Source organism: Bacillus sp. Y3, assembly GCF_008123875.1.
Classification (GTDB): domain Bacteria; phylum Bacillota; class Bacilli; order Bacillales; family Bacillaceae; genus Bacillus; species Bacillus altitudinis.
This window is the reverse complement of sequence record NZ_VSSC01000003.1, coordinates 768,654-792,800: the sequence shown is the minus strand read 5'-3', so window position 1 is coordinate 792,800 and position 24,147 is coordinate 768,654. Positions and strand designations below refer to the sequence as shown.

The 24,147-nt window shown below is 41.8% G+C and carries 25 protein-coding genes and 1 other annotated feature; of the genes, 17 read left to right on the top strand and 8 right to left on the bottom strand.

Annotated features, from left to right (window positions below; translation table 11 throughout):
• The first annotated feature begins 66 nt into the window (after positions 1-66).
• Positions 67-1,140: a M42 family metallopeptidase gene (locus FXF70_RS09140; protein ID WP_008343043.1), complete on the top strand. Its 1,074-nt coding sequence runs from the start codon at positions 67-69 to the stop codon at positions 1,138-1,140.
• Positions 1,141-1,345: 205 nt separating this feature from the next.
• Here the strand turns inward: FXF70_RS09140 and FXF70_RS09135 are convergent, their stop codons facing one another.
• Complete coding sequence (locus tag FXF70_RS09135; protein WP_007501817.1) at positions 1,346-1,792, bottom strand: YtoQ family protein; 447 nt, start codon at positions 1,790-1,792, stop codon at positions 1,346-1,348.
• A gap of 200 nt (positions 1,793-1,992) precedes the next feature.
• Here FXF70_RS09135 and FXF70_RS09130 point away from each other — a divergent pair, with 200 nt between their 5' ends.
• The 11 genes from FXF70_RS09130 (at position 1,993) to ccpA (ending at position 13,568) form a co-directional block, all read left to right on the top strand.
• On the top strand, positions 1,993-3,021 hold the full coding sequence (locus FXF70_RS09130) for a PTS sugar transporter subunit IIC (protein ID WP_019743715.1): 1,029 nt from the start codon (positions 1,993-1,995) through the stop codon (positions 3,019-3,021).
• Positions 3,008-3,328, top strand: a complete 321-nt coding sequence (locus tag FXF70_RS09125) for a thioredoxin family protein (RefSeq protein ID WP_003217665.1) — start codon at positions 3,008-3,010, stop codon at positions 3,326-3,328. The genes FXF70_RS09130 and FXF70_RS09125 overlap by 14 nt, the downstream gene beginning before the upstream one ends.
• Before the next feature lie 18 nt (positions 3,329-3,346).
• The gene (locus FXF70_RS09120; RefSeq protein ID WP_008343044.1) at positions 3,347-4,159 is read left to right on the top strand and encodes a DUF1444 domain-containing protein; all 813 of its coding nucleotides are present in this window, start codon (positions 3,347-3,349) and stop codon (positions 4,157-4,159) included.
• 16 nt (positions 4,160-4,175) lie between these two features.
• Positions 4,176-4,781 (top strand): YtpR family tRNA-binding protein, encoded by a 606-nt coding sequence (gene ytpR / locus FXF70_RS09115; RefSeq protein ID WP_035702057.1) that lies wholly within the window; start codon positions 4,176-4,178, stop codon positions 4,779-4,781.
• 196 nt (positions 4,782-4,977) lie between these two features.
• Positions 4,978-7,731, top strand: a complete 2,754-nt coding sequence (locus tag FXF70_RS09110) for a DNA translocase FtsK (protein ID WP_148780131.1) — start codon at positions 4,978-4,980, stop codon at positions 7,729-7,731.
• A gap of 302 nt (positions 7,732-8,033) precedes the next feature.
• Positions 8,034-9,332, top strand: a complete 1,299-nt coding sequence (gene murC, locus FXF70_RS09105; protein WP_046526506.1) for a UDP-N-acetylmuramate--L-alanine ligase — start codon at positions 8,034-8,036, stop codon at positions 9,330-9,332.
• 223 nt (positions 9,333-9,555) lie between these two features.
• Positions 9,556-9,972 (top strand): DUF948 domain-containing protein, encoded by a 417-nt coding sequence (locus FXF70_RS09100; RefSeq protein ID WP_017367864.1) that lies wholly within the window; start codon positions 9,556-9,558, stop codon positions 9,970-9,972.
• Between the two features lie 29 nt (positions 9,973-10,001).
• Positions 10,002-10,472 carry a YtxH domain-containing protein gene (locus FXF70_RS09095; protein ID WP_017358316.1) on the top strand — a complete coding sequence of 157 codons (471 nt, stop codon included), beginning with the start codon at positions 10,002-10,004 and terminating at the stop codon, positions 10,470-10,472.
• 30 nt (positions 10,473-10,502) lie between these two features.
• Positions 10,503-10,826 (top strand): bacillithiol system redox-active protein YtxJ, encoded by a 324-nt coding sequence (ytxJ, locus tag FXF70_RS09090; protein ID WP_007501805.1) that lies wholly within the window; start codon positions 10,503-10,505, stop codon positions 10,824-10,826.
• Between the two features lie 213 nt (positions 10,827-11,039).
• On the top strand, positions 11,040-12,116 hold the full coding sequence (locus FXF70_RS09085; RefSeq protein ID WP_017358315.1) for a bifunctional 3-deoxy-7-phosphoheptulonate synthase/chorismate mutase: 1,077 nt from the start codon (positions 11,040-11,042) through the stop codon (positions 12,114-12,116).
• A gap of 450 nt (positions 12,117-12,566) precedes the next feature.
• Positions 12,567-13,568 (top strand): catabolite control protein A, encoded by a 1,002-nt coding sequence (ccpA, locus tag FXF70_RS09080; protein ID WP_035702055.1) that lies wholly within the window; start codon positions 12,567-12,569, stop codon positions 13,566-13,568.
• Between the two features lie 42 nt (positions 13,569-13,610).
• On the opposite strand, the gene FXF70_RS09075 is transcribed toward ccpA, so the two are convergent.
• Genes FXF70_RS09075 through FXF70_RS09065 form a run of 3 tightly spaced genes read right to left on the bottom strand, consistent with a single transcriptional unit; the run spans position 13,611 to position 16,079 of the window.
• Complete coding sequence (locus FXF70_RS09075; protein WP_148780163.1) at positions 13,611-14,771, bottom strand: acetoin utilization protein AcuC; 1,161 nt, start codon at positions 14,769-14,771, stop codon at positions 13,611-13,613.
• Entirely contained in the window at positions 14,768-15,409 is a 642-nt protein-coding gene (locus tag FXF70_RS09070) for a CBS and ACT domain-containing protein (RefSeq protein ID WP_076822436.1), read from the bottom strand. The genes FXF70_RS09075 and FXF70_RS09070 overlap by 4 nt, the downstream gene beginning before the upstream one ends.
• 37 nt (positions 15,410-15,446) lie before the next feature.
• On the bottom strand, positions 15,447-16,079 hold the full coding sequence (locus tag FXF70_RS09065) for a GNAT family N-acetyltransferase (RefSeq protein ID WP_046344236.1): 633 nt from the start codon (positions 16,077-16,079) through the stop codon (positions 15,447-15,449).
• Between the two features lie 155 nt (positions 16,080-16,234).
• On the opposite strand from FXF70_RS09065, the gene acsA reads away from it, so the two are divergent.
• Together acsA and tyrS are read left to right on the top strand one after the other, a co-directional pair.
• Positions 16,235-17,959: an acetate--CoA ligase gene (gene acsA, locus FXF70_RS09060; protein ID WP_017367863.1), complete on the top strand. Its 1,725-nt coding sequence runs from the start codon at positions 16,235-16,237 to the stop codon at positions 17,957-17,959.
• Between the two features lie 59 nt (positions 17,960-18,018).
• Positions 18,019-18,254: a binding site (T-box leader), on the top strand.
• 53 nt (positions 18,255-18,307) lie between these two features.
• Positions 18,308-19,576: a tyrosine--tRNA ligase gene (tyrS, locus tag FXF70_RS09055; RefSeq protein ID WP_148780130.1), complete on the top strand. Its 1,269-nt coding sequence runs from the start codon at positions 18,308-18,310 to the stop codon at positions 19,574-19,576.
• 128 nt (positions 19,577-19,704) lie between these two features.
• Here the strand turns inward: tyrS and FXF70_RS09050 are convergent, their stop codons facing one another.
• Positions 19,705-20,046 carry an antibiotic biosynthesis monooxygenase family protein gene (locus FXF70_RS09050; RefSeq protein WP_007501790.1) on the bottom strand — a complete coding sequence of 114 codons (342 nt, stop codon included), beginning with the start codon at positions 20,044-20,046 and terminating at the stop codon, positions 19,705-19,707.
• Positions 20,047-20,318: 272 nt separating this feature from the next.
• Here FXF70_RS09050 and FXF70_RS09045 point away from each other — a divergent pair, with 272 nt between their 5' ends.
• The 3 genes from FXF70_RS09045 to FXF70_RS09035 all read left to right on the top strand — a co-directional run bounded on the left by FXF70_RS09045 (position 20,319) and on the right by FXF70_RS09035 (position 21,854).
• Entirely contained in the window at positions 20,319-20,897 is a 579-nt protein-coding gene (locus tag FXF70_RS09045; RefSeq protein WP_370648336.1) for an esterase/lipase family protein, read from the top strand.
• A gap of 95 nt (positions 20,898-20,992) precedes the next feature.
• Positions 20,993-21,205, top strand: a complete 213-nt coding sequence (locus FXF70_RS09040) for a hypothetical protein (protein WP_035702043.1) — start codon at positions 20,993-20,995, stop codon at positions 21,203-21,205.
• 49 nt (positions 21,206-21,254) lie between these two features.
• The gene (locus tag FXF70_RS09035) at positions 21,255-21,854 is read left to right on the top strand and encodes a cysteine hydrolase family protein (protein WP_089374141.1); all 600 of its coding nucleotides are present in this window, start codon (positions 21,255-21,257) and stop codon (positions 21,852-21,854) included.
• An 8-nt stretch (positions 21,855-21,862) separates the two neighbouring features.
• On the opposite strand, the gene FXF70_RS09030 is transcribed toward FXF70_RS09035, so the two are convergent.
• The 3 genes from FXF70_RS09030 to FXF70_RS09020 all read right to left on the bottom strand — a co-directional run bounded on the left by FXF70_RS09030 (position 21,863) and on the right by FXF70_RS09020 (position 24,073).
• Positions 21,863-22,423 (bottom strand): hypothetical protein, encoded by a 561-nt coding sequence (locus tag FXF70_RS09030; protein WP_148780129.1) that lies wholly within the window; start codon positions 22,421-22,423, stop codon positions 21,863-21,865.
• A 236-nt stretch (positions 22,424-22,659) separates the two neighbouring features.
• On the bottom strand, positions 22,660-23,262 hold the full coding sequence (rpsD, locus tag FXF70_RS09025) for a 30S ribosomal protein S4 (RefSeq protein ID WP_007501777.1): 603 nt from the start codon (positions 23,260-23,262) through the stop codon (positions 22,660-22,662).
• A gap of 310 nt (positions 23,263-23,572) precedes the next feature.
• Positions 23,573-24,073, bottom strand: a complete 501-nt coding sequence (locus tag FXF70_RS09020; RefSeq protein WP_046344223.1) for a GAF domain-containing protein — start codon at positions 24,071-24,073, stop codon at positions 23,573-23,575.
• Positions 24,074-24,147: the final 74 nt, after the last annotated feature.

The following is a 24,147-nucleotide window of genomic DNA, read 5'->3' as shown; positions in this document are numbered from 1 at the left end:
ATAAAGTGAGTGTTATTTTTATAGGAATTTATATGGTCATTACATAGAAATGAGGGTAACTGTCAAATGAACGAAGAAACAATGTCGCTTTTCCGAAATTTAACAGAATTACAGGGGACTCCAGGTAATGAGCACCATGTGCGTGCTTTTATGAAAAAGGAACTTGAGAAATATTCCGATGAACTCATACAGGATCGTCTTGGCGGAGTGTTTGGCGTCCGCAAAGGTCCAGAGAACGCGCCGAAGATTATGGTGGCTGGTCATATGGATGAAGTCGGCTTTATGGTGTCATCCATTACGAAAAATGGAATGATTCGTTTTCAAACACTTGGCGGCTGGTGGAGTCAAGTGATGCTTGCGCAGCGCGTGGATGTTCATACGGATCACGGGCCAATTCCGGGCGTTGTATCGAGCACACCTCCTCACCTTCTGACACCAGAACAAAAAAGCAAACCAGTAAAACCGTCAGATATGCTCATTGATATTGGTGCAGACAGTGAAGAAGAAGCGAAAGAACTTGGCGTTCGCCCAGGGCAGCAAATCGTTCCTGCAACGGTCTTTACCCCAATGGCCAATCCAAAAAAGATTTTAGCCAAAGCTTGGGATAACCGCTATGGGTGCGGACTTGCCATTGAATTATTGAAAGAATTAAAAGACGAAACCCTCTCATGTCAATTGTATTCAGGTGCAACCGTACAAGAGGAAGTAGGGCTCAGAGGGGCTGAGGTAGCTGCGAATATGATTCAGCCGGATCTGTTCTTTGCTCTAGATGCGAGTCCTGCAAATGATGTGACGGGAGACAAATCACAATTTGGCCAGCTTGGAAAAGGTGCACTTCTTCGTATTTATGATCGCACGATGATTACGCATCGAGGCATGAGAGAATTTGTCCTCGATACAGCTGAAACAAACAATATTCCATATCAATATTTCGTATCGCCGGGCGGTACGGATGCTGGACGTGTTCATATCTCAAATCAAGGTGTACCGTCTGCTGTTATTGGTGTATGTGCGCGTTACATTCATACAAGTCACTCTGTCTTGCATGTGGACGATTATGCAGCGGCAAAAGAATTAATTGTTCGTCTTGTGAAAAATTGTGATCAAAGCACGGTGGATTCGATTTATCAACAAGTGTAAACGATAAGAAAAAGGCTGCCTCTTTTAAGAGCACAGCCTTCAGCGTGTAGACAAACCCTCGCATTCGGTGTCAGTCCTGCGTGCTGGTGCTCACGAATGATAAATTCGCTCCGCGCCAGTACTCGTCCTTCCTAGACTGCAAAGGTTTTCTATCACGCTGAAAAGAAGAAAAGGGCTAAAATCAAGTTCATTTTAGCCCTTTTTCTTATTCCTGTTCAAACACGTATGACAACGCCTTAATTGCTTGATTCACTGTTTCGACAGTGATATTTGCTTTGTTTGATAGTTCCTTTAGTGGATGATGTAATTCTTTAGGACGAATCAAAATAAGGGGTTTTCCTTTGGCGATGGCAGAAGAAGCATCCATTGCCGTGTTCCACTGTTTATATTTCTCACCAAAGCGGGCGATGACGACGTCTGCCTTATTTAATAATAGTTCGGTGCGGAAATTGTTCAAATCAGAAGCCGCATCGTCTTTCAAGATGGCATTTGGCTGTCCGCCTAAAATATCTTCTCCGATGTTATCTGATCGGTCATGATTCTCCATTGGACCAACAAACGTCACTGGCAGTTTCAAAGACTGGCTTTTTTCCTTAATTTCATCGCGCCACTGGCTATGGATTTCTCCAGCTAAATAAACCGTTAATTGCATAACAATCTCCTCCTTGTGCACAAACTTAGTAAAGGTTTGCCCTGTTTCTTTTCATGTTACACAAGAAGTGCTTGATAAAGCAAAAAAAATATGATTATGATATTCATGGTAGAGACTATTTTTCATCGTAAGAAGACTACATATAATGGGAAGGACAGGCCTCTTCGTCTTTCCTATGAGAAAGCAGGAAGACGACGTTGATGACTTATTTAAAAAGAAAGGGTATTTCCCTTTCGCCAAAGGTGTATTTTATTGATGCACTCTCTTATATGGCTTTAGGTCTATTTGCTACATTAGTGGTAGGGCTGATTTTAAAAACAGCAGGCGGCCTGTTATCATTTCCTCTCATCGTGGAAATGGGAACGCTCGCTATGGGGCTAATGGGACCAGCAATTGGCGTAGCGGTTGCTTATCGCTTAAACGCTTCTCCTTTAATTATTTTCGCAAGTGTTGTTTCAGGTGCCGCTGGAGCAGAGCTTGGGGGACCTGCTGGAAGCTTCGTGGCTGCTCTCATTGGTGTGGAATTAGGCAAACTGATCAGTGGTGAGACAAGAATTGATATTATTTTAACGCCGCTTGTGACCATTATCACAGGTTTTCTCACCGCTGCTTTCATCGGCCCTGGGATTCAGGCGGTGATGACAGGGCTCGGCAGGCTGATCGTATGGGGGACTGACCAAAGTCCACTCATCATGGGCATGCTGGTTGCAACCATTGTTGGACTTGCTCTTAGCTCACCGATTTCAAGCGCTGCGCTTGCGCTGATGCTTGATTTAAGCGGTCTTGCTGCTGGTGCGGCAACGATTGGCTGCTGTGCGCAGATGGTCGGCTTTGCTGCTGCAGGATTTAGAGAAAATCGTTTTGGCGGTCTTGCTGCGGTAGGCATTGGAACATCAAAACTACAGCTGCCGAACATTGTGAAAAATCCACTCATTCTCATTCCGCCGACGATTGCAGGACTGATTCTTGCGCCAATTGGTATCATTGGCTTTGGGATGGTCAATAATGCGGCAGGAGCGGGTATGGGAACGAGCGGTCTTGTCGGCCAGCTCATGACACTCACAGTCATGGGATTTCATCCTTCCGTTTTCCTCGCTATTGCTCTCTTGCATATCGTTGGCCCGGCAGTGATTAGTTTGGTAGTATCAGAATGGATGAGAAAGAAAGGCTATATACAATTCGGAGATTTAAGTATACAAACTGGAGGAATCAAACATGAAAAAAATTGAATCAAACGAAGAATTACAAAAAGTGATTCAAGAAGACTTAACCGTATTACTATTTTCAGCTGACTGGTGCCCGGACTGCACATTTATTGAGCCGTTTTTGCCAGAGCTTGAAGCAAACTATCCAGAATTTGAATACTTCTATGTGGATAGAGATCAGTTCATCGACACTTGTGCAGAGTGGGAAATTTACGGAATTCCAAGCTTTTTAGTCTTTAAAAACGGACAAGAGATCAACCGTTTTGTCAGCAAAGATCGTAAGACAAAGGAAGAGATTGAAGCATTTTTAACAGATTCTCTTTCTAAATAACGAAAGGAGAGTCTTATTATGGCGAAAATGACATCAAGACAGCTGGCCAATCAATTGAAAAGCCGTCTGACGAACGACAGCTGGACCCACCAGTTTGACAGGGAAAAAGATACGCTTCGTGTGGAAGATAAACATACAGGAAAGGGCATCACGCTTGAGCTCCCGCCGATTATTGCAAAGTGGGAAGTAAAGCCTGATGAAACACTGGATGAGATCGTTTATTATGTGAAAGAAGCGCTCAGCGCTATGAAAGGTGAAGCGCAGCACATCTCAGGTAAAGAGAAGCACATTTATCCGGTCATTCGTTCAACGTCCTTTCCAGAAACATCAAGTGATGAGATTCCGCTCGTTTTTGATGAGCATACAGCAGAGACAAGAATCTACTATGCACTTGACCTTGGAAGCACCTACAGATTAATTGACGAGAAGATGCTGCAAAAGGAAAACTGGACAAAAGAACGAATCAGAGAAACCGCAAGTTTTAACGTCCGTTCACTAAAGACTGTCGTGAAAATGGATGAAGTGGCGGGCAACCGTTTTTATTTCTTCCGTGCAAATGACGGGTACGATGCAAGCAGAATTTTAAATGAATCGATTTTACAAGAATACGCGCAAAAAGTAGAGGGGCAAATGGCTATTTCCGTTCCCCATCAAGATGTGTTCATCATTGCAGATGTACGCAATGAATCAGGCTATGATATTTTAGGGCAAATGTCGATGAGCTTCTTCGCCAGCGGCACGGTTCCGATTACGGCCTTGTCATTTTTATATGACGAAGGCAAGCTTGAACCGATCTTTATTCTTGCAAAAAGCAGACCAAAACAGCAGTAGAAGGGAATTTTGAAGAATGAACGTTTTTTATAATGCAGAAGGTGTCGGCGACACACTCCTTATTTCATTGAAAGATGTAACAAGAGAAGAAGTAGGTCATGAAACGTTTGGAGATGTCGTAAGAATCTTCAATCAAGACACAAAAGAAACAACAGGTTTTAATATTTTCAATGCATCTACTTACATGAAAATTGAAGAAAACGGATCTGTACCGCTTTCTGAAACGCTTGTTCAAGATATCAATGAAATTTTGAACCGCAACGGTGTCAGTGAAACATTAACAGTTGATCTATCACCTAAGTTTGTGGTCGGTTATGTGAAGGAAAAAGAAAAACATCCGAATGCAGATAAACTGAACATTTGCCAAGTAGATGTTGGCGATGAAACCTTACAAATCGTGTGCGGTGCACCAAACGTTGATCAAGGTCAATATGTTGTGGTTGCAAAGGTCGGTGCTGTGATGCCGAGCGGTTTGGTGATCAAAGATGCTGAACTAAGAGGTGTTCCTTCAAGCGGAATGATTTGTTCTGCAAAAGAATTAGATCTTCCGAATGCGCCTGCTGAAAAAGGAATCCTTGTTCTAGAAGGAAGCCACCAAGCTGGCGAGCCATTTGAAGCGTAACCTCCCATAAACGGGTACAAATGAGCGAAGAATGTGTTATACCAAAAGTCACTAAGTACGTACTTAGTGACTTTTTTTCATCTACAGACAGCATGAACAGCAAAGCGTAGCACTTTTCTCGCTTTTCTGCATGAAAAAGCAATGGTATACTAAAAATCGCCCAAGAAAACGTAAGGGGAGTTAAAGTGAGTGATAAATGATGAGTTGGTTAGATAAATTTTTTAGTGTATTTTTAGGAGAAGAAAAAAAAGAAGAAAAAGCTGAGAGGCCTGAAACAGGTCCGATTGCACCAAAGCAGCCAGCTGTTGAACAGCATAAAGAATATAAAAAAGTTGAAGATACGAAAGTGTATTATGAATATCCAAAAGGCAATTTCCGCTTTCCTCTCGTTCCAGATGAACCTGCACGTGAGGCAGCAAAGCAGCAAGAAAGAAGGCGCACGCGGCCAAGTCAGCCAAAGGCAAAGCAGACGACCTATCAGCCAAAACAAACGGTGCAGCCTGATCTCAATAAAAAGCCTTTTAAACCAGAGCAAATCCCTTCACCGATCTATGGCTACCACCAGGATATGCGTCCAAAACATGCAGCAGCCAAAGAAGACACATCTTCTGTCAAAATGAAATCGGCAGAAGAAACGTCACAGCGTGTCACACTGTTATCAGAAGAAGCAGAGCGTGAACGGAATGTAAGACAGCAAATGAACATCCCGTCTATACGAAAAGAACAACGTATGGAAGACATGATGTCAGCCCAAACAGCAGAACAAGTAGAGAAGCAACCTGTCACGACCCCGCTTACTTTGCAAGAGGAACTCGCTTATCAAGATCACGTTCAATCAACGATGGAACGTTTATATGACGAGCCTTTCAGTGAGACAGAGGATCAAGATCAAGCTTTGTCACAGACCAAAGACGATCGGGAAGCATTCTTACATATGGAGCAAGCTGAAGCATCTAACGAGCCTCTAGAGATGGAGGAAGAACAGACAGTCACCATTGAACAAGAAGAGCCGATGATTCCGCTTGAAGATGATGCTCAGAAAAAAGAGAGCTTTACATTTGAAACAGCTGAAAGCCCATCACCAGCACTCGACATGGAGATAGAAAGCCCAGTAGAAGCAACTGCGGTGCTGGAAGAGAAGAACATAGAGGCTATGGAGGAAAGAGCAGAGACTGCATGGATAGAAGAAAGTCAAGCAGACGTGTCAGCGGCAGCATTTGAACAAGAAGAACCGATGATCATACAAGATTCGCTAGATGATGATTCTCTGCCGGAAGAAAAATTAACAGATGATGAAGTCATGTCAGTTGAAGAAGCATCAGATGAATTTGCTGACTCTGGACAAGCAGAGATCGCTGCGGATATGGCAGAAGAGCTTGAGGAAACACCTGAAGAAACGCCTGAAATAAAACGTGAAGAACCAAAACCGTCTTCTCCACAGCCAAAGCGCTCAAGCGGTCAAACCTCCACCGTTCCTTTTAACGTCATGATGTTAAAAAGTGATCAGCGCGTGCAAGGACAGAAGAAAACGGCAGATGCACAAGGCTATGTATTTCCTAGTTTAGCCCTTTTAGACGTTCCGCCAGCACAAAAAGAAGAGGACGGAACATGGGTGAAAGAACGGGCAGAACTGCTCAATGCCACACTGAAAAACTTCAATGTCAGAGCAAGTGTTGTTCATGTGACACAAGGTCCTTCTGTTACAAGATTTGAAGTGCATCCTGAACCAGGCGTGAAAGTGAACAAAATTACAAACCTGTCAGATGATATCAAACTCAGTTTGTCTGCAAAAGATATTCGAATCGAAGCGCCGATTCCTGGGAAGAACACGATTGGAATCGAAGTGCCGAACCTTCACAGTAAAATGGTTTTCTTGAGAGAAATGATCAGAAGCAGTGCCTTTAGAGACAATCCATCTCCATTAACGGCGGCGCTCGGATTGGATATTTCCGGTCAGCCCGTTGTGGTTGATTTGCAAAAAATGCCGCACGGCTTAATTGCCGGAGCAACAGGTTCAGGGAAAAGTGTCTGTATTAATACCATTCTCGTAAGCCTGATGTTTAAAGCCTCACCTGATGAAGTGAAAATGCTGTTAATCGACCCTAAAATGGTTGAACTGGCGCCGTATAATCACATTCCGCATCTTGTGAGTCCAGTTATTACCGATGCCAAGACAGCAACAGCTGCTTTGAAATGGGTAGTAGATGAAATGGAAAGACGCTATGAACTGTTTGCACACTCTGGTGTGAGAGAAATCAAACGATTTAACGAACTGGTGAAAGAAAAACAAATGGGTGAAAAACTGCCATATCTCGTCGTTGTCATTGATGAGCTGGCTGATTTAATGATGGTCGCACCAAATGAAGTCGAAGAAAGCATTTGCCGAATTGCCCAAAAAGCAAGAGCATGCGGGATTCACTTACTCATTGCGACGCAAAGACCTTCTGTTGATGTCATTACAGGCCTTATTAAAGCAAACATCCCAACAAGAATTGCATTCTCTGTTTCAAGCCAAGTGGATTCAAGAACCATTATTGATATGGCAGGTGCTGAAAAGCTTCTCGGAAAAGGAGACATGCTGTTCTTAGAAAATGGCTCTGGCAAACCGACAAGACTACAAGGGAACTTTGTATCAGATCGAGAGATTGATGAAGTGGTAGCGCATGTGAGAAAACAGCGCAAACCTGTGTTCCTTTTTGAACAGGAAGAATTGATGCTCCAAGGCTCTGCCATTACAGACGAAGATGAATTGTTTATGGACGCATGCCGATTCGCCATCGAGCAAAATAGTGCAAGTACATCCAGTTTGCAAAGAAGATTTAGAATTGGCTACAATCGAGCAGCGAGATTGATTGATATGATGGAACGTGAAGGGATGATCTCTGGGGCAAAAGGTAGTAAGCCAAGAGAGGTCCTCATGACACTGAGTGACTTAGAACAATTGATCTAAACAAACCACTTCATTTTTTTGATAAACATGGTATGATAGCACATAGGTGCAATTTTTGAATTGGACGCTTTTCGCATGCCTGTCTGAACGCTTTTTAATGAAAATGAGCGAAAGCAGGTGTTAGAAATGGGAAAGTTGTCGGATACTAATCATAGTTAATATTGATTAGAATAGGAAGATCGGAAAAAAATCTTTATTTGGAGCTGCGATTTGTGATCAGCTAGAGACAAAAATCACAAGTTGCAAATTGAAATGAGCGTCATATACTGTAAGTCAGATAGACGTTTGTTGGAGGTACAATTATGACTGTTTATCATTTTGTTGGAATAAAAGGGACAGGTATGAGTCCACTGGCCCAAATTCTTCATGATACTGGGTATACTGTCCAAGGATCGGATATCGAAAAACATATCTTTACACAAAAAGCATTAGAAGAACGAAATATTAAAATTCTTCCATTTGACCCAGATAATATTCAGCCAGGGATGACGGTGATTGCAGGAAATGCATTCCCAGATACACACCCTGAGATTGAGCGTGCTCTTTCTGAAGGGATTCCTGTTATTCGTTATCATAAATTTCTTGGAGAATACATGGATTCATTCACAAACGTTGCAATTACTGGTGCTCATGGTAAAACATCGACAACAGGTCTGCTTGCACATGTGATGCAAGCGGCAAAACCAACTTCCTACTTAATCGGTGATGGATCTGGAATGGGGAAAGAAAACAGCGAGTATTTTGTATTTGAAGCGTGCGAATACCGCAGACATTTCCTCAGCTACCATCCAGATTATGCGATCATGACCAATATTGATTTTGATCACCCTGATTATTTCACGGATATTGATGACGTGTTTGATGCGTTTCAAAACATGGCACTTCAAGTGAAAAAAGCCATCATCGCTTGCGGTGATGACGAGCATCTTCTCAAGATCCAAGCAAAAGTACCTGTTGTGTACTACGGATTCAATGAAGAAAATGATTTCCAAGCACGAAATGTTGTGAAAAACACAGAAGGCACCACATTTGATGTATTTGTACGTAATACGTTTTATGATACCTTCTACATTCCTGCTTACGGAAACCACAATGTCCTTAACTCATTAGCGGTCATTGCATTATGCCACTATGAGGCCATTGATGTAGAGCTCATCAAAGGTGCTTTAACGACATTTGGCGGTGTGAAACGACGCTTTAATGAAAAAGTAGTCGGTGAACAAGTCTTAATTGACGATTATGCGCACCATCCGACTGAAATTGAAGTCACGATCGAAGCAGCTCGCCAGAAGTATCCAGACCGTGATATTGTAGCAGTCTTCCAGCCGCACACTTTCACTCGTACACAGCAATTTTTAAGTGAATTTGCAGACAGTCTGAAAAAAGCAGACTATGTATACCTCTGTGATATTTTCGGTTCAGCTCGTGAAAACATTGGGAAACTAAGCATTGAAGATTTGCGGGAAAAAATTCCGCAAGCCCAATTGATTGAAGAAGAAGAGACATCTGTGCTGAAAACACATGAAAATGCGATCTTGGTCTTTATGGGAGCAGGAGATATTCAAAAGTATCTTCGTGCTTATGAGAAAGTCGCAGTATAATTGCCTGTCAAAAAGTGCCGATTCAATCGGCGCTTTTTTATTTTGAATAAAATGTGACAAAGGGGCTAAATGTGACAAGATGTGCCGCTTTTTTTCGTTCGCTGTGGACAGGAATTGGCGAATAAGTGTAGAATTATTATTCAATCGGTCATTCTAGGCGATGTTTGAATGATACAACGAGAGGGTATTGAATTGAATATGCCCGCAGCAAAGGAGGTATCAGATGATTATTATTCTCTATTTAAGCGTTGCACTCATCGCAATCGCTTTCCTCATTCTTGTCATCTACTTGTCCAAAACATTGAAATCCTTACAGCTGACATTAAAGAATGTCGCATCAACTTTAGAAGGTCTTGAAGGACAGATGCAAGGCATCACCACAGAGACAGCACAGTTGCTACATAAGACCAATCAGCTTGCTGAAGATATTCAAGACAAATCGGCAAAACTTAACACAGTTGTGGATGCGGTGCAGGGAATTGGTGGCTCGATCAACCAATTTAATACAAGCATAAAGCAGGCAGCTGGTGCGGTTTCTTCATCCGTTGAACGAAATCAAGAGAAAGTCACGGATGTGGTAAGCTGGAGTAACGCAGCACTTGAAATCTATAAAAAATGGAAACAGCGTAAACAACAATAATCAACCATTTTCGCATAGGAGGAATAATCATGAGCAAAGACGGAATCAATAGCAAAGACTTTTTGATCGGAACACTTATCGGTGGCATTATCGGTGCAACAACGGCATTATTTTTAGCACCAAAGTCAGGGAAAGAGCTTCGCGATGATTTGAACACCCAAGCGAATGCCCTAAAAGAAAAAACAGATCGTCTCACAACAGATGCAAAGGAAAAAGGCACTGAATATGTGACGATTGCGAAAGACAAAACATCTGAATTGTCTCAGCTCGTAGCAGAGCAGTCAAACCAGATTTTAGACAAAGTAAAAGACATAAAAGATCGTACAGCTGGAAAAGCTAAACAAGTAAAAAGCGAAGCAGAAGATGCTGCAGCAAATATTGCAAATGAAGCTTCAGATGTAGCAGATGAAGCAAAAGTAAGAGCACAAGAAGCAAAAGCAGACATTGAAGACGGCATCAAAGATGTCAAAGCAAAAGTAGAACAATCTACGAAAGGCTAACTCGCTGCTTAAGTTAGGAAGGAGCACATCATGTCTAAACAACTCATAGAAACAGAAGAACAGTTTGATCAACTAACGAATCAAGACGGAACCTTTGTCTTTTTTAAGCACAGTTTGACATGTCCAATTAGCCAAGCTGCTTTTCAAGAGTTTGAAGCGTTTGCGTCAGAACATGAGGATGTTCCTGCTTATTTCTTGCAAATTCAAAACACAAGAGAGCTTTCATCCTATGTGACTGAAAAGTCAGGGATCAAGCACGAAAGCCCGCAGGCACTCATCTTTAGCGGTGGCAAAGTAAAGTGGCATGCTTCTCACTCAAGCATTACAAAAGAAGCGCTTGAACATAACATGTAGAAAAACGTCAGCGATTGCTGACGTTTTTTTATAAAAAAGGTTTACTTGCATCAAAAGTATGCTATAATCTTACACATAATACTTTATCGCTTAAAAGCGTTTGGGTAATAAAGAATTTTTTCGTGACAATTCCGAAATCTTTGTTTATAATAAACCCTATTATAAGAGATCAAAAATAAAAAGCGAGAGCGGGCAGAGGAAAGGATGACAAAAATGAGCAACAATGAATTGGAACAATTGAGACAGCAAGCAGATGAACTAAATCTTCAAATCTTAAAACTGATCAATGAAAGAGGAAACATTGTAAAAGAAATTGGAAAGGCAAAAGAAGCGCAAGGTGTCAACCGTTATGACCCTGTCAGAGAGCGCACAATGCTTAATCAAATTCTTGAAGAAAATGATGGCCCATTTGAAAATTCAACGATTCAACATATTTTCAAAGAAATTTTCAAAGCAGGTTTAGAGCTTCAAGAAGATGACCACAGCAAAGCACTTCTTGTTTCTCGTAAGAAAAAACCTGAAAATACAATTGTAAATATCAATGGAGAAGCGATCGGTGACGGAAAACAACGTTTCATCGTTGGACCATGTGCCGTTGAAAGCTACGAGCAAGTTGCAGAAGTAGCGGCAGCAGCGAAACAGCAGGGACTAAAACTTCTTCGTGGCGGCGCATTTAAGCCTCGCACAAGTCCATACGACTTCCAAGGACTTGGCGTAGACGGTCTAAAAATTCTAAAACGTGTAGCAGATGAATACGGTCTTGCAGTTATTAGTGAAATCGTGAATCCTGCTCATATTGAAGAAGCGATTGAGCATATCGATGTCATCCAAATTGGAGCACGTAACATGCAGAACTTCGAGCTTTTAAAAGAAGCTGGATCAGTGAACAAACCAGTTCTTTTAAAACGCGGTCTAGCAGCAACAATTTCAGAATTCATCAATGCAGCTGAATACATCATCGCACAAGGAAATGACCAAATCATCCTTTGCGAGCGAGGCATCCGCACATACGAAACAGCCACAAGAAATACACTAGATATCTCGGCTGTGCCAATCTTGAAACAAGAGACACATTTACCAGTCTTTGTTGACGTGACACACTCAACAGGACGCAGAGATCTACTTCTTCCAACAGCTAAAGCAGCTCTTGCGATTGGAGCAGACGGTGTGATGGCAGAAGTGCATCCAGATCCATCTGTTGCCCTATCTGACTCAGCGCAGCAAATGGACATTCCACAATTCGAAAAATGGTTAGATGCGTTAAGACCACTTGTCAACATTCACGCATAATCATAAATAGAAAAGCCGCCGGATGACAGCCCGGCGGTTTTTTCATGAAAAAATACGATTAAGATTGGCAATGAAAGGAAGAGAGCACATTGCAAGCTAAAAATATGCTTGTTCACAATGTTTTCATTTTTAAAATTCGATAGAATCTGCTAAGATCATTGTCATAGCTGACGTTCGCGACGATTTTTGGTGAAATATGATTCAATTTACAGGTAACAAGCTCATTAAAGTTTGTTTAATTTAGTTATAAAAAGAAAGGGAACGTTTTCATATGAAGAAAAAACGTGTATAATTTCATAAAAGAATGTCATTTTGATGTAGATTGAAAAATTATGTGTCTCTTTTCATCGTTTTAATGACAAATAGGATATTATTTTCCTCGTATCTGACATGTCTCTATCCAATTGGTGAATGCTATAGATATGAAGTGTATTTGAAGGAGTGATTTATGTGAATAATGTTACAATATATGATGTAGCAAGAGAAGCAAACGTAAGTATGGCAACGGTATCACGCGTTGTTAATGGTAATCCAAACGTAAAACCAACAACAAGAAAAAAGGTGCTTGAAGCAATTGATCGTCTCGGCTACCGTCCGAACGCAGTCGCACGAGGCCTTGCAAGTAAAAAGACCACAACAGTTGGGGTCATCATCCCTGATATTTCAAGTATCTTCTATTCAGAGCTTGCACGAGGAATTGAAGATATTGCGACGATGTACAAGTACAACATTATTTTGAGCAACTCAGACCAAAATACTGATAAAGAACTGCATTTGTTAAACACAATGCTTGGCAAACAAGTAGATGGAATCGTTTTTATGGGCGGAAACATTACAGATGTGCATGTGGAAGAATTTAAGCGCTCTCCTGTACCAATTGTACTTGCAGCATCTGTTGAAGAGCAGGCACAAACGCCATCAGTCAACATTAACTATGAACAAGCCATTTATGATTCAGTTCAGCTATTAGTTGAAAAAGGACATAAACGAATTGCGTTTGTATCTGGACCAATGTCAGAACCAATTAACTCTATGAGAAAGCTTGCTGGTTATAAGCGTGCGCTTGAAGAAGCTGGTATCGTATTTGACGAAGCGCTTGTTGCTGAAGGAGACTACTCATATGACTCTGGTATTGAAGCGCTCGCTAATCTGCTTGATCAATCTGACAAGCCGACGGCTGTGATTGCAGCTACTGACGAAATGGCGCTAGGTGTCATTCATGGAGCGCAGGACAGAGGCGTATCAATTCCTGAAGATTTAGAAGTGATTGGTTTTGATAACACAAGACTATCCCTCATGGTGCGCCCTCAATTGACAACAGTTGTTCAGCCGACTTACGATATTGGCGCTGTTGCGATGAGACTGCTGACAAAGCTCATGAACAAAGAACAAGTAGAAGATCAAATTGTTGAATTGCCACATAGAATCGAAGAAAGACAATCGACGAAATAAAAAAGAAAGCAGGCTCACTTGATCAGTGGACGCCTGCTTTCTTTATGCCTTTTTCTTTTCTCGTCGAACAGGCATGAGTGCTTTTTCTACCGTTTGTGCATTTTTTTCTGTAATTTCTGCTCTTCTTGGAATCGGTGGATATAGATCGTCAGGATCTAGCCATGTGGATGGAAGCGGAACAGGTGATTGTTTTTCCCATGCCCGAATCCATTCCTGAGAAAGTGCATCTGGTGGTGTGATGCCTTTCATCTCAAGCCAAATGCGGCTCCATGCTCTTGGGACGACACGCCAAATATCATAGCCGCCTCCGCCCACAGCGATCCATTTTCCATCACAATATTGATGCGCCAGCTCATGGGCAATTCTAGGAATTTCCTCATATATTTTCATGGTAGCAGATAAATGCGTCAAAGGGTCATAATAGTGGGCATCTGCTCCATTTTGCGTCAAAATGACATCTGGTTTAAAAAAAGCAGCAATCTCTGTCACTGCTGTTCGATAGGCTTCTAAAAATGATTCGTCTTCTGTAAATGCGTCAAGCGGGATATTATATGCATAGCCATAGCCTTTATCATGACCCCTTTCCTGTACTTGTCCAGTTCCAGGGAACAAATAGCGCCCTGTTTCATGAATGGAAACAGTACATACCTCTGGATCATCATAGAAGCTAAACTGGACACCATCGCCATGATGAGCATCTGTATCAATATATAAAATTCTAGCGCCATATGTCTTTTGAATATACTGAATGGCCACAGAGCTGTCATTATAAATACAAAAGCCAGAAGCACGTCCTTTAAATCCATGGTGAAGCCCGCCACCAAGATTGAGCGCATGCTGCGAATGTCCAAGCATCACTTGATCAACCGCTGTTAATGTTCCGCCAACAAGGAGAGAAGCAGCCTCATGCATCCCTGCAAACATCGGGGTGTCCTCAGTGCCAAGACCATAACGTTCCCCCTCTGCGGTGGACAGTTTTCCTTCACTTGCCCGCTGTACTGCTTGAATGTAGTCTGCTGTATGGACAAGCTTTAATTCCTCCAGCGTCGCCATACGAGGTGCGACAATCTCATCATCCGTTAATGCCTTCATTTTTTGAAGAAGATCATAAGTTAAGTAGACGCGAAGCTGATTGAAGGGATGATCTTGGTGAAACTGGTACGTTTGAAAAGATGGTGAAAAAACAAAGGTCGCTTCCTTCATTTGATCGTCTGCTCCATAGGCCATAGCACCTTATAGCCTTTTGCACGAATTAGCTTCGTCACATGATCAGCATGCATCGTTTGAAGGCGGAAGACGAGCACTTTAGAGGATTCATTGGCATGTGGGTACACGAGTACACTCAGCATTTGAATATGCTGCTCTTTTAAAATGGACGTAATGTCTGCAAGACCCTCTGTCACTTGCGCTACTTCAACCTCTAAATGTGATCCAGGCTGATCTGCACCTGTTAGTCTTACAAACGTACGAAGTAAATCTGTTTTTGTGATGATCCCTACAAGCTTGCCGCGTCTCACAACGGGAAGACAGCCAATTCCGTGTTCAAACAAGACACTTGAAATCTCCTCAACGAAATCAAGCGGATGAGCGGTAATCGTCTCTAGCACCATGATGTCTTCAACCGGCCGCTGAATAAAAAGCTGCCTTTTCTCTGTTTCAAAAATACTTGGACTGGCATTTTTAATATCCCGATCTGTCACCATCCCAATGACAGATCCCTGCTCAGATACGATGGGAATATGCCGAATGTGATGTGCACTCATTTTTTGAATGGCTTCTTCAATCGTATCGGTTTTGCGCAGCGTGATCACATCACGCTCCATAATTTGTTCAATCATCATGTTTACCAATCCCCTTTGCCAAAAAACGAATTGAACGTTAATACATAAAGCGCTGATGGAAGCGAAGACGATCGAAACGCTCGATCGAATCAGGACTCACATTTTTTCCGATCCGTGCCATTAAACAATTGGCTGGATGTGAGCTAATCTCTGGCTCGTCTGTTGCAAACCAGACAAGACCGCCGGCGTTCATCATTTTCTCCATCATTTTGCGGTACTCCCACACGTTTTTCTTCGTCCCCTTTAAATCCCAATGCCAGTAATATTCGGTTGTAATGATAATGTAATTCTCCATTTGCTCATCCATCATGCTCACATCCAGTAAATGCTTGCCAAGTGAACAGCCTCTGAATGGAGGAGCGACTTCAATGGCACCGAGCTCAATTAAATTGTCCATGTTGCCTTCTGACCAGCGTTCAAGCGGATCAGGGTACAAATACGTGACATAGCCTACGACAAGCTCATCCACCCTAGCAATGATAATACGTCCTTCAGGAAGATCTGCTATTTCAACAAGTGCTTGTTTCTGTTCCTCAGGCGTGCGAAATGCCGTTAGTCCTTCATGAAACGTATAGTTCGCAAGCTCTGATGCAGGTACCGGTCCTTCAATCAGGATGGTGCCTGTTTCTCGCTTAATGGTTTTTGAATAATAAGTTTTAGGATGCTCCACGTATCCACCGCCTCAAATTCTAGTGAGTCGTCTCTATTCTATCTTAAATCTTGCAATAATTAAAACGGTTTCATCGGAAGTTTTTTAAAAATTGAGAAAAAAAGTCATCTATACTATAATGGTCATTGTAAACGTATGCAAAGGGGGACTGTTTGATGAAAGTGGAAACGCTACCATCAGTAAAAGGGGACTATCATTTAAATGATTATGAGCAAGCATACAAAGAATTTTCATGGGAGGAAGCGAGAAAAAATTTCTCTTGGTATGAAACAGGAAAAGTAAATGCAGCTTATGAAGCGATTGACAGACATGCGGACTCGTTTCGTAAAAACAAGGTGGCGCTTCACTACAAAGATTCACAGCGGGATGAAAAGTATACGTTCAGGGATATGAAAATCAAGACAAACAAAGCAGGAAATCTATTAAGAGAACAGGCACATGTGCAAAAAGGGGATCGCGTGTTTATCTTTATGCCAAGATCACCTGAGCTCTATTTTCTACTGCTTGGTGCTGTCAAAATTGGTGCGATCGTCGGTCCGTTATTTGAGGCATTTATGGAAGGTGCCGTCAAAGATCGTTTAGAAAATAGTGAGGCAAAAGTGATTGTGACAACGCCTGATCTGCTTGAGCGGATTCCGTTTGCAGAACTTCCAAAGCTTGAATCCGTCATCATTGTCGGTGGTGAAAAAGAGGATGCAGATGGTGTGCGGACAATTCACTTTGAAGAAGCATTTGAGCAGGCAGCGAAGGAACTTGAAATTGAGTGGATGGATGAAAAAGATGGATACCTGCTTCATTACACGTCAGGGTCCACTGGTACGCCAAAAGGTGTGCTCCATGTTCATGGCGCAATGGTGCAGCAAGGCCAGACGGGTAAATGGGTACTTGATTTGAAAGAAGAAGATGTCTACTGGTGTACAGCTGATCCAGGCTGGGTAACAGGAACGGTGTACGGTATTTTTTCTCCGTGGCTGAATGGAGCGACGAATGTCATTTTAGGCGGCCGGTTCAACCCTGATACGTGGTACGAAACCATTGAATCGCTTGGTGTGACCGTTTGGTACAGTGCACCGACAGCCTTCAGAATGTTGATGGGAGCAGGAGACGATCTCATTCAAAAATATGATCTCAGCTCACTCCGTCATGTGTTAAGTGTAGGAGAGCCACTTAATCCAGAAGTGATCCGCTGGGGAGACGCTGTATTCGGTAAACGAATTCATGACACTTGGTGGATGACAGAAACAGGTGCACAGCTGATTTGTAACTATCCATGCATGGATATCAAACCAGGTTCGATGGGGAAACCAATTCCAGGCGTTGAAGCTGCGATTGTGGATAATGCCGGAAATGAACTTCCGCCATACCGGATGGGGAACCTTGCCATCAAAAAAGGCTGGCCATCTATGATGCATACGATCTGGAACAATCCTGAAAAATATGAATCTTACTTTATGCCGGGAGATTGGTATGTTTCAGGAGATTCAGCTTATATGGATGAAGACGGATACTTCTGGTTCCAGGGACGTGTCGACGATGTCATTATGACGTCAGGAGAGCGGGTCGGTCCATTTGAGGTAGAAAGTAAACTGGTGGAACATCCGGCCATTGCAGAGGCTGGTGTCATCGGAAAACCAGATCCTGTGCGCGGTGAAATTATTAAAGCATTTATAGCGCTTAGAAGCGGATATGAACCGACAGATGAGCTGAAAGAAGAGATTCGTACGTTTGTGAAAAAAGGACTCGCTGCACATGCAGCACCGAGAGAAATTGAGTTTAAAGACAAACTGCCAAAAACACGCAGCGGTAAAATTATGAGACGTGTGCTAAAAGCGTGGGAACTGAATTTACCTGCTGGCGATCTCTCGACAATGGAAGATTAATCACTTCCGTCAGTTGACTTGATATCAAAAGTATGTTAAAAATGACTTTAGTTGAATATGAAAAGGTTTTGACTGAGATTCAGTAGAATCATCTTTCCCTGTCCAAGAGAGCTGACGGCTGGTGCGAGTCAGTACACAGAGATATTCGAATTACCCTCACGAACCGCTTTTACGAAAAGGAGCATATGCTATCTGATTAGTGAAAGAACGGATCTGTCCGTTATCAGTGTAAGTGAAAAGACGTGTTGTTTTGTCTTTTAAGCAGGGTGGTACCGCGATATATATCGTCCCTTCGTTCATTCGAAGGGGCGTTTTTTATGTTGAATTGTAAAAAAAGGAGATTTGGATATGAGTCAATTGATGGAAGATTTATCGTTCAGAGGATTAATTCAGCAGCAAACAGATGAAGAAGGTTTAACAAAATTATTAGCAGAAGAAAAAATCAAGCTATACTCCGGCTTTGATCCAACAGCTGACAGCTTGCACATTGGTCACTTACTCCCAATTTTAACATTGCGCAGATTCCAAGAAGCAGGTCATCATCCGATTGCACTTGTTGGCGGCGCAACTGGACTGATTGGTGACCCAAGTTTCAAAAAAGCAGAACGTTCACTAAACCCAGCAGAAATCGTCGAACAGTGGTCAGAGAAAATCAAAGGCCAGCTCTCTCAATTCCTTGATTTTGAAGCAGGTGACAACCCAGCTGTTATCGTCAATAACTATGACTGGATCAGTCAAATGAATGTCATCACGTTCCTTCGTGATATTGGAAAGAACTTCGGTGTCAACTTCATGCTCGCAAAAGATATCGTCAGCTCCCGTATTGAAACAGGGATTTCGTACACAGAATTCAGCTACGTGATTCTGCAATCGTTAGACTTCTTGAACCTTTACAGAAATGAAAACTGTAAGCTGCAAATCGGCGGAAGTGACCAGTGGGGAAATATCACATCTGGACTTGAGTTGATCCGTAAGTCTGAAGCAGAAGGCGCAAAAGCATTCGGTCTCACCATGCCGCTTGTGACAAAAGCAGACGGCACAAAGTTTGGGAAAACAGAAGGTGGTGCCATCTGGTTAGATAAAGAAAAAACATCACCATATGAATTCTACCAATTCTGGATTAACACAGATGACCGTGATGTCGTGAAATACTTAAAATACTTTACGTTCCTATCAAAAGAAGAGATCGCATCGTACGAAGAAAAAATGCAAACAGCACCTGAAAAGCGTGAAGCACAGCGCCGTTTGGCAGAAGAAGTCACAACACTTGTGCATGGCCGTGAATCACTAGAACAGGCTGTCAACATCTCAAATGCGCTATTTAAAGGCGAGATCAAATCTCTTACAGCAGAAGAAGTGAAAGTAGGCTTTAAAGATGTGCCATCAATGGAGAAAGACAGTGGAGAAGAATTAACACTTGTTGATGTTCTTGTCGAATCAAAACTGTCTCCATCAAAACGTCAAGCACGTGAAGATATTACAAACGGTGCCGTCTACATCAACGGAGAGAGACAAACCGACAAAGACTATGTTCTTTCAGATGAAGACCGAATTGAAAACCAATTTACGGTCTTAAGAAGAGGGAAAAAGAAATACTTCCTTGTAACGTATAAATAAATCCTTATGAAACAGTAAGTATCATGAAAAGCACCTCAAATGTTCATATACATTGAGGTGCTTTTCTTTTTTATTCAGAAGTAGGAATTAAGCTTTTACAGAGCGGTTTTCTCTCATTTGTCTGTTTCTTATTCAAGAAGTGAATCTTCGTTTGTATAAGCATGTTCTACCTTGCAAATTCGGGTTGTATAGGATTCATACCAATCTTTTTTTCCTTTTTTTTGAACACGCTGATGTGCTGTATGTGCTTTCCATTCTTTGATGGCTGCTAATGAATCCCAGTAAGAGACAGTGATTCCAACACCATGTTCATCTCGTGCACTTTCTATTCCAAGAAACCCGTCTAGTTCTTTCGCTAATTGTTCCATTTTTTGAGCAGCAGCAGCGTATTCTTTCTGCTCAACATTCGTTCGTTTTGATGTGAAAATCACTGCATAGTAAGGTGGTGCAGGTGTTTGAGTAAATAGCATCTAGTAGAACCTCCTTTTGTCTATTCACATTATATATGAAAGATAGAGTGGCTCGTAGTCTTTTTGTTTTAGTTTCAAAAAGACCATGGTGCTTTTTCATTAGGTATTGTGCTGTAAAATCATCTCATAAAACATTACCTTGTTCACTTTTCTGACATATTTTTCTTGTATAAAATAGAGTCGAATAAGATGAATAAGGGGGAATGAAAGTGATTCGATTTAAGAAAAAGAGTTTGCAAATTCTTGTTGCCCTTGCCTTAGTGCTAGGTTCAATGGCCTTCATCCAGCCGAAAGAAGTCAAAGCGGCTGCGCATAATCCGGTTGTGATGGTGCATGGTATGGGCGGTGCGTCTTATAACTTTGCTTCGATCAAACGATACTTAGTATCACAGGGCTGGGATCAAAACCAACTTTTTGCAATCGATTTCATAGACAAAACAGGCAATAACCTGAACAATGGCCCGAGGCTCTCTAGATTCGTGAAAGATGTACTAGCCAAAACGGGCGCCAAAAAAGTAGATATTGTGGCTCATAGTATGGGTGGTGCGAACACGTTATACTATATTAAAAACCTAGACGGCGGAGATAAAATTGAAAACGTCGTCACACTTGGTGGAGCGAATGGACTCGTATCACTCAGAGCATTACCAGGCACCGATCCAAATCAAAAAATTCTTTACACATCTGTCTATAGCTCAGCCGATCTCATTGTCGTCAACAGCCTCTCACGCTTAATTGGCGCGAGAAACGTCCTCATCCACGGCGTTGGACATATCGGTCTATTAACCTCAAGCCAAGTCAAGGGCTATGTGAAAGAAGGATTGAATGGCGGAGGACAGAATACGAATTAAAAAATGAAAAAGACAGCGATTTGTGCTGTCTTTTTTGATGTCATGGTTATATAGGGTCTACTAGGTGTTGCAGAAGGTTTTTAGGAGGATAAAAGATGACGCAAAAACTCAAACAATATTTCTTAGGCTACTTTCTCTATTTCCCATGTTCATTTCTGATTATCTATATGATCTGGATGGCAATCGTCAAATCAGTGCAATGGGCAGAAGTCATATCTAATTGTACATCCATCATTGGTATCTATTACTTAATAGCCAGTGTGTGGTTTGTCTTTTTACTGCAAAAACAGACAAAACATCGTACATAGCCAAATAAAAACATGTACAAATCAACCACCATTCCTTACACTACAAGTAATGATTCAGATTCTTTGGAGGTGGGGATTTGTGCAACAACATCAAAAGGCTTTGATTATGGTTGATGTACAGAAAGCATTCGAGCACGAAAAATGGGGAGAACGGAATAACCTAGATGCAGAGAAGAATATCAGTCGTCTATTGACGTTTTGGAGAGAAAAAGGCTGGACAGTCATTCATATTCAGCATACATCGGATCAGCCGCACTCCTTATTTCATCCAGCAAATGAAGGGCACTCCTTCAAAGAGATCGCCAAACCGCTAGATGAAGAAACGGTCATACAAAAGAAAGTCAACAGTAGCTTTATAGGTACAAACTTAGAGGAACAACTAAGATCAAACGAGATCGACACTGTTGTGATTGCTGGACTTACAACACCGCACTGCGTATCTACCACAACAAGAATGAGTGGAAACCTAGGCTTTGAGACATACCTCATGTCGGATGCAACAGCCGCCTTTGGACTCGCAGATCAAACCGGTACATACTATGATCCAGAAACGATCCATCGCCTTTCACTTGCAACACTGCATGATGAATTTGCGACTGTCCTGACAACAGAGCAGCTCATCACAAATTGGGCAAGCAAAAGCTCCTAGAATCATCTCTAGGAGCTTTTTGCTTGTTCATCCAGCGGCTGTTTTCGTTGTTCAATACTTGAGTATATGAGATCTATTCCAATAAATAAGAAGCTGACAAAGAAAGATAAAATGAGTGTGCCGTGCTCCCAAATGGAGATATTGACTATGTTCATATTAAGTACAAACTTAATTGAGAAATGCACAACGATCCATGAGAGTAGAAATTCAAAGATAAACGTGAACCATTGAGGAAATCTTAGCAAAGAGGAAATTCCTTTACCAATGAATACTAAAAAGATCGACCAAAAAAGAACAATCCCACTGACGAATAGACAGAAGGTCAATAATGAAAGAAATGATGCATAGGTAATATATTCTCCAAAAAGAAAATTCACTCCTAATGAAACAACATAAAGTACAGAACTTGGAATGATGATGACAAAACTAATCGAAAAAAAGATGAGTAAAATGAGGAGAATTTCAGCGATAGCTCCAGGCGCTTCATCGACAACTTTTGTCTTTCTCAAAATCGCATAGATAATAATTGAAATGAGCATAAGTGCTAACATAAATGAAATAATTGACAAATTACTTTCCTCCTTAACGTTCTTTACATTATTGTTTTAAGTTGTGAGTTATCCAGTAAATGTAATTGTAAGAGGAAAACGAAAAAGAGTAAAGAGTAATCGGTGTTCTAATTTTCTTGTGTGTAAATTTGTAGCTAGAGAGTATCGTACAAAAGACCAAACAAAAAACCCTAGAAATCCTTGAACAATCAAGGTCTCTAGGGTTTGTTTGATCACTCTCTGAGAGAGTCATGAAATTAACGAGAGTAGAACTCAACGATTAGTTGTTCGCTGATTTCAGGCGCTAATTCAGAACGCTCTGGAAGACGAGTGAAAGTTCCTTCAAGCTTTTCAGCATCGAAAGTAAGGTATTCAGGTACGAAGTTGTTCACTTCAACTGATTCTTTCACAACTGCAAGGTTTTGAGATTTCTCACGAAGAGCAATCGTTTGACCTGGTTTCACAGAGAAAGATGGGATGTCTACACGGCTTCCATCAACAAGGATGTGACCATGGTTTACTAGCTGACGAGCTTGGCGGCGCGTACGAGCAAGGCCAAGGCGGTATACTAGGTTGTCAAGGCGAGTTTCAAGAAGGATCATGAAGTTTTCACCTTGTTTACCAGGAAGTTTAGCAGCTCTATCAAATAGTGTACGGAATTGACGTTCGTTGACACCGTACATGTGACGAAGCTTTTGCTTCTCTTGTAATTGTAAACCGTATTCAGATAGTTTTTTGCGTTGTCCTGGACCATGTGGGCCTGGAGCGTAAGGGCGTTTTTCAAGTTCCTTACCTGTTCCGCTTAATGAAATGCCTAAACGGCGGGAAATCTTCCAACTTGGACCTGTATAGCGAGCCATAATGTGACTCCTCCTTATTGTTTTTATTTGTGAAAAATAAAAACCGTCTGTTCTTTGTCTTTTCCGTCATTATGTTTTCATGCATCCTCGCTCCAGCAGCAGGGAGTTACAAGATGCACCTCCATATAGAAGGAACAAAATGATACAAAAAAGCCGAACAAAAAGGCTGCCATATTTCACACAAACTCTATTATATGACGCCAGATAGGAGAAGTCAACCTATTTAAAGAGGAGAATGTCAAACGTGGTCGGCATTCATCCGGGAAGAAAGCAAAATAAAAAAGCAGACACATTGTCTGCTTTTCAAGCATCATGACGCATCAGTAGAGGCTGATAACGCATTTTGGACAACCTCTGTAAATTGAACTAAGTACGTTTCATCTATTTCATTGAAACGATCTTTCACTGGACTGTCAATGTCGAGTACCCCAATGATTTGTCCATTTACTTTAAGAGGGATCACGATTTCAGACTGCGATGCGGCATCACATGCAATATGACCAGGGAATGCATGCACATCAGCGATACGCTGTACATCACCTGTCGCAAATGCTGTACCACAAACCCCTTTTCCAGAAGGAATGCGTACACATGCGGGCAGTCCGTTGAATGGACCAAGCACAAGCTCTCCGCCTTTTGCTAAATAAAATCCTGCCCAATTGACCTCAGGAAGCGAGTGATAAAGTAGCGCCGCAGCATTGGCTAGGTTGGCAATGAGATCAGGTTCACCATCCGTAATCGCTTCTACTTGCTTGATGAGTAATTGATAGTCTTTCGATGGATCGCCAGACTGTTTTTCGACATGAAACATGAAAATCTCCTACTTTCTATCTCAAAAATACATAACTTGCGCTTCTCATGTGGGATTTGTCGAGCAATGATTAA